11 protein-coding genes are annotated in these 11548 nt (G+C 69.2%); 4 read left to right on the top strand and 7 right to left on the bottom strand.

The genetic code is table 11. The features are described from left to right. Positions 1-27: 27 nt before the first annotated feature. Genes E3T55_RS15625 through glnT form a run of 6 tightly spaced genes read right to left on the bottom strand, consistent with a single transcriptional unit; the run spans position 28 to position 6278 of the window. Entirely contained in the window at positions 28-1194 is a 1167-nt protein-coding gene (locus E3T55_RS15625; RefSeq protein WP_134520490.1) for an FAD-dependent oxidoreductase, read from the bottom strand. Between the two features lie 34 nt (positions 1195-1228). Next, positions 1229-1834 carry a HutD/Ves family protein gene (locus tag E3T55_RS15630; RefSeq protein ID WP_134520491.1) on the bottom strand — a complete coding sequence of 202 codons (606 nt, stop codon included), beginning with the start codon at positions 1832-1834 and terminating at the stop codon, positions 1229-1231. A 17-nt stretch (positions 1835-1851) separates the two neighbouring features. Then, positions 1852-3180 carry an FMN-binding glutamate synthase family protein gene (locus tag E3T55_RS15635; RefSeq protein WP_134520492.1) on the bottom strand — a complete coding sequence of 443 codons (1329 nt, stop codon included), beginning with the start codon at positions 3178-3180 and terminating at the stop codon, positions 1852-1854. A gap of 21 nt (positions 3181-3201) precedes the next feature. Then, positions 3202-3906, bottom strand: coding sequence for a GltB/FmdC/FwdC-like GXGXG domain-containing protein (locus E3T55_RS15640; protein ID WP_241993095.1), 705 nt, complete (start codon positions 3904-3906; stop codon positions 3202-3204). Beyond that, the gene (locus tag E3T55_RS15645) at positions 3903-4832 is read right to left on the bottom strand and encodes a class II glutamine amidotransferase domain-containing protein (RefSeq protein WP_134520493.1); all 930 of its coding nucleotides are present in this window, start codon (positions 4830-4832) and stop codon (positions 3903-3905) included. Before E3T55_RS15645 ends, E3T55_RS15640 begins: the two co-directional genes overlap by 4 nt. Before the next feature lie 39 nt (positions 4833-4871). After that, the gene (gene glnT / locus E3T55_RS15650; protein WP_134520494.1) at positions 4872-6278 is read right to left on the bottom strand and encodes a type III glutamate--ammonia ligase; all 1407 of its coding nucleotides are present in this window, start codon (positions 6276-6278) and stop codon (positions 4872-4874) included. A gap of 311 nt (positions 6279-6589) precedes the next feature. Here glnT and E3T55_RS15655 point away from each other — a divergent pair, with 311 nt between their 5' ends. From E3T55_RS15655 to E3T55_RS15665, 3 genes are all read left to right on the top strand, one after another. Next, complete coding sequence (locus E3T55_RS15655) at positions 6590-6871, top strand: hypothetical protein (RefSeq protein ID WP_134520495.1); 282 nt, start codon at positions 6590-6592, stop codon at positions 6869-6871. A 106-nt stretch (positions 6872-6977) separates the two neighbouring features. Continuing rightward, positions 6978-8048 (top strand): nitronate monooxygenase, encoded by a 1071-nt coding sequence (locus E3T55_RS15660; protein WP_134520496.1) that lies wholly within the window; start codon positions 6978-6980, stop codon positions 8046-8048. 13 nt (positions 8049-8061) lie between these two features. Next, entirely contained in the window at positions 8062-10212 is a 2151-nt protein-coding gene (locus tag E3T55_RS15665; protein ID WP_134520497.1) for a S9 family peptidase, read from the top strand. A gap of 109 nt (positions 10213-10321) precedes the next feature. On the opposite strand, the gene E3T55_RS15670 is transcribed toward E3T55_RS15665, so the two are convergent. After that, positions 10322-10981, bottom strand: a complete 660-nt coding sequence (locus E3T55_RS15670) for a hypothetical protein (protein WP_134520498.1) — start codon at positions 10979-10981, stop codon at positions 10322-10324. Positions 10982-11084: 103 nt separating this feature from the next. Between E3T55_RS15670 and E3T55_RS15675 the strand changes: the two genes are divergently transcribed. Further along, a complete protein-coding gene (locus E3T55_RS15675; protein WP_134520499.1) occupies positions 11085-11357 on the top strand; it encodes a DUF2277 domain-containing protein in 273 nt (90 codons plus the stop codon). The last annotated feature ends 191 nt before the right edge of the window (positions 11358-11548 follow it).

The raw sequence follows: 11548 nt of genomic DNA on the forward strand, positions 1-11548 counted from the left end.
CCGCAGCATCCGCCCGGCCGGTCGTGGTCACGCGTCGCCCCGGCCGGCGGCGGCGAGCGCGGCAACCCGGAACTGCGCGGGCACCTCGCCGACTCCGGTGGCGAGGTCGGCGGCGAGCCGGCCGATCTCGGGGGCGAACTTGGCGCCGTGACCCGAGCACGGCGACAGCAAGGTGATGCCGTCGACCCGGTCGAGGATGAAGTCCTCGGTGGGCGTGTTCGTGAACAGGCACGTCGTCTCGGCATAGGGCTCCGGCACGACCCCGGGCAGGTAACGGCTCACGTAGTCGACGACGCGGGCACGGTTGGCCGGGTCCATCAGGCCGTCCTGGTCGGCCGCCGACGGCAGGCGCTTGCCGCCGTTGTACTCGGCGACCTTCTGGCCGTGGAAGTCGGCGTCGCGGCCGCCGGGCAGTCCGTAGACCTGCATGCCCGCCATCTTGTGGATGAAGGTCGGCCAGGCCGGCGTGGATCCGGGAGCAGCAGGCTGATCGCGATAAGGAAAGTGGTAGGCCTGCTCCTGCCGCACCTCGAATGCCGGAATCTGGGCGAGAAAGCCCGCGGGCAGCGGCAGATCGCCGAGCAGCTGGGGCAGCCAGCCTCCGGCGCTGACGATGACGTTGTCGGCGTCGAGCGTTGCTCCGGTCGCCGAGACCAGCCGGTAGCCGGTCGGGGTGGTTGCCACGGATGCGACGGGCCAGTCGTTCAGCAGCTGCGCGCCGTGCGCCACGGCCAGGTTCACCATGGTGGTGACGGCGGTTTCGGCGTCGATGACGCCGGCTCCCGGGTGCCAGAGCACGGGGGTGTCGAAGGCGATCTGCGGCCACCGCGAGCGTGCCTCTGCCGCACCGAGCAGTTCGTGCTCAATGCCGCGGGCCTCGAGGATGCGGGCGAGCTGCACCGGATTGCGGTCGGCGCCGTAGTCGACCGACCCGGTCGGGGTGATGAGCGGGGCACCGCCGAGGCGGGCGAGTTCGTCCCAGCCGAGCCTGGACTGCTGCACGAGGCCGGTGTAGAACTCGTCGGGATACGCGTAGCGAAAGATGCGCGCCGAGCCGTGCGAGCTGCCTGCATCATTGGCGGGGTGCGAGCGCTCGACGATCGTCACCTCGTGGCCGCGGCTGGCGAGCTGCCAGGCCGTGGCTGCGCCGGCGAGGCCGGCTCCGATGACGACGTATTTCGATGATCCACTCATACGGGCAGGCTCCTTGAGGTTGTCATTACTGACTTTAGATGTCGGTTGCGGTGACGGGACGAATTCGGACTTCCGCCACGGTTGCGGCGGAGCAGTGCGCGGTACAGCGGATGCCCCGGGTCGGGGCGTTCCAGTGCAGCGAGTCGTAGCGGCCGAGCGTGCGGCCCGAGCGCGGGGTGACGCTTCCGCCGAGCACGACGACGGCGACCAGGTCGGGGTCGTCCCAGGCGGCGGCACCGGTCAGCCGCACAATGGTGAGCTCCCCGGTGCACCGCCCGCGGCGGGTCATCAGGTTGAGGGCCCGACCGCCGCCGGTCGTGGGGTTCGCACTCACCCGCGCCTCGCCGGGGAAGGCCAGTACCTCACCGCTCTGCAACAGGTGCTGCGCGCCGTCGACGTCGAGCCGCAGGGGCGCGGCCGAGGCGAGCAGAAACTGACGGTCGACCCCGGGAAACGGTGAGAACAGCGCCGGCTGCGTGAGGTCGGCGATGCTCAGGCGCCAGCCGAAGGCATCCGTCGCCCGTGCAGGCGGCCAGGAATCAGGACCGGTCGCCAGCTCGCGGGTGTACCCGCCGCCATTGCGCCACGCCGTCACGGCAACGTTCGCGAAGGCGAGCCGGCGAACGGCGGTCGGGTACATGTCGGCAGCCCGCCGGCCTAGTAGCCGGTGCTGCCGGGGATCCACGAGGTGCCGGCGAGCGGCACCCGGGCCATGGCGGCGGCCTCCACGGTAAGCGCGACGAGGTCTTCGGGCTCGAGGTGGTGCAGGTGCGCCTTGCCGCACGCCCGCGCGATGGTCTGCGCCTCGAGGGTCAGCACCCGCAGGTAGTTCGCGAGGCGGCGGCCACCCTCGATGGGGTCGAGGCGGCTCGCGAGTTCCGGGTCCTGCGTGCTGATGCCGGCCGGGTCCTTGCCGTCTTGGAAATCGTCGTAGAACCCGGCCGCCGAGCCGAGCTTCTCGTACTCGGCCTGATAGCGCGGGCTGTTGTCACCGAGGGCGATGAGCGCGGCCGTGCCGATCGCGACCGCGTCGGCACCGAGCGCGATGGCCTTGGCCACATCGGCGCCCGAGCGGATGCCGCCACTCACGATCAGCTGCACCTTGCGGTGCATGCCGAGCTCCTGCAGGGCCGCGACGGCCGGCCCGATTGCCGCGAGGATCGGAATTCCGACGTTCTCGATGAAGACCTGCTGGGTGGCGGCGGTTCCGCCCTGCATGCCGTCAAGCACGACCACGTCGGCGCCGCTCTTCACCGCGAGCGCGGTGTCGTAATAGGGGCGGCTGGCGCCGATCTTCACGTAGATGGGCTTGCGCCAGTCGGTGATCTCGCGCAGTTCGGCGATCTTGATCGCGAGGTCGTCGGGGCCGGTCCAGTCGGGGTGGCGGCTCGCCGAGCGCTGGTCGATGCCGACCGGCAGGGTGCGCATGCCGGCGACCCGCTCGGTGATCTTCTGGCCCAGCAGCATGCCGCCACCGCCCGGTTTGGCGCCCTGGCCGAGCACGATCTCGATCGCGTCGGCCTTGCGCAGGTCGTCGGGGTTCATGCCGTAGCGGCTCGGCAGGTACTGGTAGACGAGGTTCTTGGACTGCCCACGCTCCTCGGGCGTCATGCCGCCGTCGCCGGTGGTGGTCGAGGTGCCGGCCTCCGTCGCGCCGCGGCCCAGGGCCTCCTTCGCGTTGGCGGAGAGGGCGCCGAAACTCATACCCGCGATCGTGATCGGAATAGCCAGCTTGATCGGCTCGAGGGCGTTGAGGCCGCCGAGGGTCACGTCGGTGCCGCATTTTTCGCGGTAGCCCTCGAGCGGGTAGCGGGACATGCTCGCGCCGAGAAACAGCAGGTCGTCGAAGTGCGGCAGGGCCCGTTTGGCGCCCCAGCCGCGGATGTCGTAGATGCCGGTTTCGGCGGCGCGCTGGATGTCGTTGATGACGGCGCGGTCGAAGGTGGCGGATTCGCGGAGGCCCTGGCTGGCGTAGCTGGATGTCATGATCTGTCCTCGGGTCGTTTTCTAGTAAGCGTGGGAGTTCGCGGCGGCGAAGTGGTACAGCGTGCGGCCGGAGCCGTAGCGCTTGAACAGGGCCGGGTCGTCGTCGCGGCCGGCGGCGGTGAGCAGCTCGGCGAGTTCGGCACGGTGTTCGGCGCGCAGCGGCTTTTCGATGCAGTCGGCGCCGAGGGAGGCGACCGTGCCCTTCACGTAGATGCGGGCCTCATAGATGGAGTCGCCGAGGCCCTCGCCGGCGTCGCCGCAGACCACGAGTCGGCCGGCCTGCGCCATGAACGCGGAGGCATGGCCGATGTCACCGCCCACGACGATGTCGACGCCCTTCATGGAGATGCCGCAGCGGGCACCGGTGTTGCCGTCGACGATCACGAGGCCGCCGTGCCCGGTGGCACCGGTCGCCTGGGAGGCATCGCCGGTGACGTGCACGGTGCCCGACATGATGTTCTCGGCGAGCCCGACCCCGGCGCTGCCGTGCACGGTGACGGTGCCGCGCTGATGCATTCCGGCGAAGTAGTAGCCGACGTGTCCGTTCACGGTCACGTCGACCTCCCGGTCGATGCCGACGGCGATGTTGTGCTGGCCGGCGGGGTTCTCGACAACCCAGCTGGTGGCATCCGCCGCCTCGTGCAGTGCCGCGTTGAGCTCGCGCACCGTGGCCGACTCGAGGTCGAACGTCTGGATCGGGGTCAGGGTCGATGTCAAGGCAGTCACAGGGTCACCAGTTCTTTGGTCGAGTCGAGGGTCCAGGTGTAGACGACGCCCGGGGCGGGCTCGAAGATGCGGGCGTTTTCGATGCCCGGGAGGTGGGCGAGGGCGCGGTATTCGCTCGCCATGGCGACCCAGGCATCCGTTTCCGCGATGATCGCGGGCTTGCAGGCGATGGGGTCGCGCACGACGGCCATGCTCGTGGGGGTGGTGACGACGAGGGTATAGAAGCCGTCGAAGACCGTGCCGAGCTTTTCGAGGGCGGTCGTGAGCGAGTCGCCGTCGTTCATGCGCCAGGCGATGTACCGGGCGGCGACCTCTGAATCGTTCTCGCTGTCGAAGGTGACGCCCTCGGCGCGCAGCTGGCGGCGAATGGTGGCGTGGTTGCTGAAGGATCCGTTGTGCACGAGGCACAGGTCGTCGGCGACGGTGAAGGGGTGCGCGCCCGAGGCGGTCACGGCCGATTCCGTGGCCATCCGGGTGTGCGAGAGGCCCTGGCTGCCCGAAATACCCTCGAGGCCGTACTGCGCGGCGAGGTCGAGCGGGTGACCGGTGCCCTTGAGCACCGCGACGTGTTCGCCGCGGCCGGCGATGTGCGCGGTCGGCAGCAGCTCGGCGACGGCCGTTTCGAGGGCAGCGGATGCGACACTCGCGTTGACGAGGGTCGTCTCACCGAACATCCGCACCGCGACCTCGGTGCCGGCGGGCAGCACACCGCGCAGCTGGGCGGCGAGCGCCTCGGGGTCGAGCGTGACGTCGAGCAGGGTGACCGTGCTCGTGCCCGCCGGGGTGAGACCAGGGTCACCGTAGAGGGCCATGCCGGCCGAGTCGAGGCCGCGGTCGACGATGCCGCACAGCATGCCGTGCATCAGAAGCCCGAGGCTGCCGCGCAGCGCCGGGTCACGCAGTTGAAGAGAAGCGATTCCGCACATTCGGTGTCCTGTCTTGTGTCTTGTTGTGAAACGTGGGGGTCAGTACGCGGTCAGGTAGGTCTGGATCTCCCAGTCCGTGACCGTGTTGTGCCAGCTGAGAAACTCCTCCTCCTTCGCGTTGGCGAAGTACTCACCGACCGGGTGCTCGGTGCCGAAACTGTCGAGCAGCATCCGGTCCCGGCGCAGCGCCTCGACGGCGTGCAGCAGCGTCTGCGGCAGGGTGACGGATGTCGCGCGCGACTCGCCGGGGCCGCACGGGTCCCCGGGGTCGGTGCGGGCCTCGAGGCCGTCGATGCCCGCCGACACCGTCGCCGCGATCGCGAGGTAGGGGTTGGCCGATCCGTCGCCGGCGCGCAGTTCGAGGCGCTTGTTGTCGGGCACCCGGATGAAGTGGGTGCGGTCGTTGCCGCCGAAGGTCGCCTTCTTCGGCGACCAGGTCGCCCCCGAGGCACTCGTCGAAGCACCACGGCGCTTATAGGAGTTGACCGAGGGGGCGAGGAACGCCTGCAGGCCGGAGGCGTGGTTGAGAATGCCGCCGATAAAGGAGTAGGCGGTGTCGGAGAGACCGAGGCCGCGGGCATCCGTTTCATCCGGGAACACCGGCTCACCGTCGGCCCAGAGCGAGAAGTGAAAATGCAGGCCGCTGCCGGCCCGGTCGGCGAAGGGTTTGGGCATGAAGGTCGCCGTCATGCCGCGCTGTTCGGCGAGCACACTGATCAGGTAGCGCAGCGTGACCACGCGGTCGGCGGTGACGAGGGCGTCGTCGTATCGAAAGTTCTGCTCGAACTGGCCGGCAGCGTCTTCATGGTCGTTCGCGTAGTTGCCCCAGCCGAGCGTGTTCATGGCGTCGCTGACGGCGGCGAGGTGGTCGAACATGCGGGTCACGCCGCGGGCGTCGTAGCAGGTGCGGGCACCGTCGTCACGGGTGTCGGCGGTCACGATCTTGCCGTTCTCATCCTTGGTGACGAGGAAGTATTCGACCTCGGCGCCCACCTTGGCCGTCAGGCCCCTCTCGGCGAGGGCGGCGAGCGAGCGCTTGAGAATGACGCGCGGGGCGTAGGGCCAGGGTTTGCCGTTCACGTGTGGGTCGCAGTGCACGATGGCCAGGCCCTCGCGCACGAAGGGAATGGGGATATAGGAGTCGAGGTCGGGGATCGCGATCAGGTCGGAATCCTGCGGACGCTGGCCGATCAGCCCGGCCGCAAAACCGGCGAAGCCGAGGGCGCCGTCTTGCAGCTCGTCGGCGGCGGCGGTGGGCACCAGCTTGGCGCACGGCTTGCCGTTCATGTCGACGAAGACGGCGAGGATGAAGCGCACGCCGTCGACCTCGGCGCGTTCACGCAGTGAGAGCACGGCCGGCGCGGTGTTCTCCGCCGTGTTCTCCGCCGTGGCCGGGGAGATGACCGGCGCTATGGGTTCGTCGTGGACTGCGGCAAGGATTGTCATTCGGTGATCTCTCTCATCTGAGTCGGACACAGGAGTCGTGCACAAAAATTGACTGTCAGTGAATGGTGTTGCTTCAGAGTAACCACACCGCGATGCCCGCAACCACCCTCCCGTGTTACAAGCGTGTAAATCCACCCTCCCCGGCCGGGGGTCGCGCACGGGCCGCAAAACAGAGGTTCACTCAATTAGCACACTCGGGGGTCACGTGGCTACCCCACAGAATGGGGAGGACATCAACCTGTCTATCCCCACTAACCTGAAGCCATCGATCCGCACCAACCGTGTCGGCGATAGGACGGACTATCGTGAAAATGCTTGAAGCACAATGCCCCGAATGCCAGCAGACCGTGTGGATTACCTCCGACACGCGCTTCGCGACCTACCACTCGGTCGGCACCCCGCCGGCAGACTGCCCCGGCTCCCGCACCATCATTCCGGTGCCCCCGACCCCGGCCGCCGTGCGCCGCGCCCTGCGAGAGGCGGCCCGCGCCGCCGCGATCGCGGCCAGTCCGCGCCGCCAAAGAAACCAGGCCAATCAGGCCGCGCTGGCAGCCCAGGCAGCTCAGCTGCCGCAGAGCCGCCGGGCAAGCTGACCGCTTTCTCTGGTCGGTGACAGCGCGGTTGCCGACCAGAGAGCCCCGCCCGCAGAGTTGTGCCCGCGAGGTGCCCTCGTGACGCCCGCGTCCTCCATACTGGAGGGTGTTCACTTTTCGCGAGTTGGCCCTGCCCGTCGTGGCGGCCCCCATGGCCGGCGGCCCTTCCACGCCCGAGCTCGTTGCCGCGGTGAGTTCCGTGGGCGGCTTCGGATTTCTTGCCGCGGGCTACCTGACGGCCGCGCAGCTGGCCGCCGACATCGCCCGCACCCGCACACTGACGGATGCCCCGTTCGGCGTCAATCTGTTCGTGCCGCAGGCATCCGTCGCCAAGATCGCCGAACTCGAGGCCTACCGCCTCGAGTTGCTGCCCGAGGCCGCCCGGTACGGCGTCGAGCTGCCCGCGCTCGCACACGCGGAGACCGCACCGACCGAGCAATCCGCGGCGAATGCGCAGTCCGCAACGACCGGCGTCGACGATGACGACTGGGACGCCAAGCTCGCGGTACTCGAGGCGAGCGGCCCCGCCGTGGTGTCGTTCACGTTTGGGCTGCCGCCGATCGCGGTCGTTGCGCGACTGCACACCGCCGGCATCGTGGTCGTGGCCACCGTCACGTCCGTCGCCGAGGCCGCACAGGCGATCAACGTGGGCGTCGATGTGCTCTGCGCCCAGGGCCCGGGCGCGGGCGGCCACCGCGGAACCTTCGACCCGGCCGCGACGCTCGCCACCCAGCCGCTCGAACGCCTGCTCGACAGCCTCGTCGCGCTGACCGACCTGCCCATCATTGCCGCCGGCGGCCTCTCGAGCAGCGCGGATGTGCACCGGGTGCTGAGCCACGGCGCCGTCGCCGCCCAGGCCGGCACCGCGTTTCTGCAGTCGCCGGAGGCCGGTACCAAGGCCGCCCACCGCGCCGCGCTCGACTCGGCGGAATTCGTCGACACCGCCGTGACCCGGGCGTTCTCCGGCCGCGCCGCCCGCGGGCTGGTCAACCGGTTTCTGCAGGCGCACGCTGCCGCGCCGCTCGGCTATCCCGAGGTGAACCGGCTGACCGCTCCCCTGCGCGCCGCCGCGGCCGCCGCCGGCGATCCGCACGGGATGGCCCTCTGGGCCGGCACCGGACACCGCCTCGTACGCGCCAGGCCGGCCGCCGAGATCACGCGGATGCTCGCCCGCTGAGTACGCTGAAGGTATGACCACCCCGCCGATTGCCGCGAAGACCCCCCTGCACCGCCAGCACCACGAAGACGTGGTCATTGACAATTACGAGTGGCTGCGCGACAAGGACAATCCCGCGGTCATCAGCCATCTGCAGGCCGAGAACGCGTACACCGACCGGCGCACCAGCCACCTCGAACTGCTGCAGGAACAGATTTTCGAGGAGATCAAGGGCCGCACCCAGGAGACCGACCTGAGTGTTCCCGTGCGCCAGGGCCTCTGGTGGCACTACACGCGCACGGTCGAGGGCCAGGAATACGGCATCCACTGCCGGGCACCGATCAGCGACCCCACCGACTGGACCCCGCCGGTGCTGCCCGCCGCAGACATTCTGGCCGAAACGGATGCCGCCGCCGGGCTGCCCGGCGAGCAGATCCTGCTCGACGACAACGCCGAGGCCGCCGGCCACGAATTCTTCTCGCTCGGCAGCTTCGACGTCAGCGACGACGGCACCCTGCTGCTCTACGCCGTCGATGTGGAGGGCGACGAGCGCTACACGATTCGGGTGCGCACGATCGCGACCGGGCAGAATCTGGCCGATGAGATTGTGAACACCTCGGAGGGCGCGCTGTTCGACCCGAGCGGCCGCTACCTCTTCTATACAACCGTCGACGAGGCCTGGCGCCCCGATACGGTGTGGCGGCACGAAATCGGCAGTGCGGCATCCGCCGACGTGCAGGTCTTCTCGGAACCCGACGAACGGTTCTGGGTCGGCGTCGGCCTCACCCGCAGCCGCAAGTACCTCGTGATCGAGGCCGGATCCAGCGTGACGAGCGAGACCCGACTGCTCGACGCGAGCGACCCGACGGGCGACTTCACGATCGTCTGGCCGCGCGTCGAGGGCGTGGAATACGACGTCGAACACGCCGTCCTGGACGGCGATGACCGGCTGCTGATCGTACACAACGACCACGCGATCAACTTCGAGCTCGTCAGTGTCGCCGCCGGTGATCCGCAGGGCGAGAAGCGAGTACTGCTCGCGCACAACCCCGAGATCCGACTGGAGAGCGTCGACGCCTTCCGCGATTTCGTGGTCGTCGAGTACCGCCGCGAAGGCCTCACCCGCGTCGCGATCGACCGGCGCGGCGATGGTGCCGGCCTCACCGAGCTGCAGTTCGACGAACCCCTGTTCTCTGTCGGTGCCCACGGCAACCCGGAGTGGGAGCAACCCACCATCCGGCTCGGCTACACGAGCTTCGTGACGCCCTCGACCGTGTACGACTACGTCGTGGCGACCGGCGAGATGCGCCAGCTCAAGCAGCAGACGGTGCTCGGCGGCTACGACCCGCTCGTCTTCGAGCAGCGCCGCGAGTGGGCCATCGCCACCGACGGCACCCGCATTCCCATCTCGCTGGTCTTTCGCCGCGACCTTGTGACGCCCGGAATCCCCGCGCCGACCCTGCTGTACGGTTACGGATCCTACGAGCAGAGCATCGACCCGGGCTTCGGCATTCCGCGTCTGAGCCTGCTCGACCGCGGCATGATCTTCGCCATCGCACACGTGCGCGGCGGCGGCGAGCTCGGCCGGCTCTGGTACGAGAACGGCAAGACCACCCACAAGCGCAACACCTTCACCGACTTCATCGCCTGCGCGCAGCACCTGATCGACGCCGGCTACACGACGCCGGAGCACCTCGTGGCCGAGGGCGGCAGCGCCGGCGGCCTGCTCGTGGGCGCCGTCGCGAACCTCGCACCGGAGCTCTTCGCGGGGATCCTCGCGGTCGTGCCGTTCGTCGACCCGCTGACCTCGATTCTCGACCCATCGCTGCCGCTCACGGTCATCGAATGGGACGAGTGGGGCGACCCCCTGCACGATCCGGAGGTCTACGCCTACATGAAGTCGTACTCCCCCGTAGAGAACGTGCACGCCACGCACTACCCGCGTATTCTGGCCGTGACCAGCCTGAACGACACCCGGGTGCTCTATGTCGAGCCGGCCAAATGGGTCGCGAAACTGCGCGAGGTCGGGGCGGATGCCCTGCTGAAGACCGAGATGTCGGCCGGCCACGGCGGGGTCTCCGGTCGGTACAGTGCCTGGCGCGAGCGCGCGTTCAACTACGCCTGGGTGATCGACGCGGCCGGGGCGCATCCGTCGGGGGAACCCGCTCAGGTGCTCGCCGACTGAGCTGATCACCGGCTGAGCCGATCACCGGCTGAGCCGATCACCGCCTGAGCGTCGTGCACCACCTCCGCAGCACCCTCCCGCCTTTGCGACGAGCTGGCGGGGTGCGGGGCTAGGCGGCAGCGCGCAGGTGCAGGAACGACGTGACGGTCAGCGCGAAATCCGCGCGCGATGCGGGGTAGCCGCTGCGCGGGCTGTAGAGCGCGAGGGGCAGGGCTACGTTCTGGCCGTTGCGGTGCAGCGTGAGGGTGATGGCCGGCACTCCGAAGTAGCCGAGCCGGCTCCAGCCGAACTGCCGCACGACGCTGACGAGCGCCATGTGCTCGCTCATGTCGATCGGGGTGCCGCCGATCGACACCGAGACGACTTCATCCCAGTCGAACACGGTGATCGGCAGGCCCTTGTTCTTGGCGGACCAGAACAGCAGGCCCTCCTCGTCGGCGGTGACGCCCACGAACTGGCCGAGCACGACGGCGTCGCCGGTGAGATCGGCGAGCCCGCGCTGCAGCGGCTCAGAACGAGCGACGAAGAAGATCAGCGCCCCCGGAAGGGCGGTGCGCAGCTGCAGCTCGAACGCCCGAATCGAGCGCAGCAACAGCATGTGCGTCACCACGGCAAACCCCGGGATCAGGGCGAGGAACAGCACGTTGTGATTTGTTCCCTCTGGCGCGAACGAATAGCTGATAACGGTCAGTCCGAGCAGCAGGCCCACGGGAATCAGGCTCACCCACACGGCGGTCCACGGCGAGGGAAGCGGGGTGCCAGATTCCATAAGGGTAAGCATGACAGGTGCGCGGCCCTCGCCGCTGATAGTCCGGCGATAGTCCGGTTGCAGTCGGGTGACGGATGCCGCCGCCTGCGGTTATTCTGGAGCCATGTGCCGGAACATTCACACCCTTCACAACTTTGAACCCGCCGCGACCGATGACGAGGTGCATGCCGCCGCGCTGCAGTATGTGCGCAAGATCAGCGGCACCACGAAGCCCTCGAAGGCCAACGCCGAGGCGTTCGACCGGGCCGTCGCAGAGATCGCCCACGTCTCGCGGCATCTGCTCGAGGACCTCGTGAGCAATGCCCCGCCGAAGAGCCGCGAGGTGGAAGCCGAGAAGGCCAAGGCCCGCTCCGCCAAGCGCTTCGCCGCCGCGTAACCACCGCGGCTCGCCGCGCCCGCGGCCCGCGCCCGCGTGGCAGAATCCCCGCGGAGCGGCGCAGTACCCGCGCACCTTCCGCAGGCGCCGCTCAGCACACCCCGCAAGACCCGCGCAGCGGCGCAAGACCCGCGCAGCGGCGCAAGACCCGCGCAGGCGCGCAGCCCCCGCGCAGCGGCGCAGCCCCCGCG

This window comes from Cryobacterium frigoriphilum, assembly GCF_004403305.1.
GTDB classification, from domain to species: domain Bacteria; phylum Actinomycetota; class Actinomycetes; order Actinomycetales; family Microbacteriaceae; genus Cryobacterium; species Cryobacterium frigoriphilum.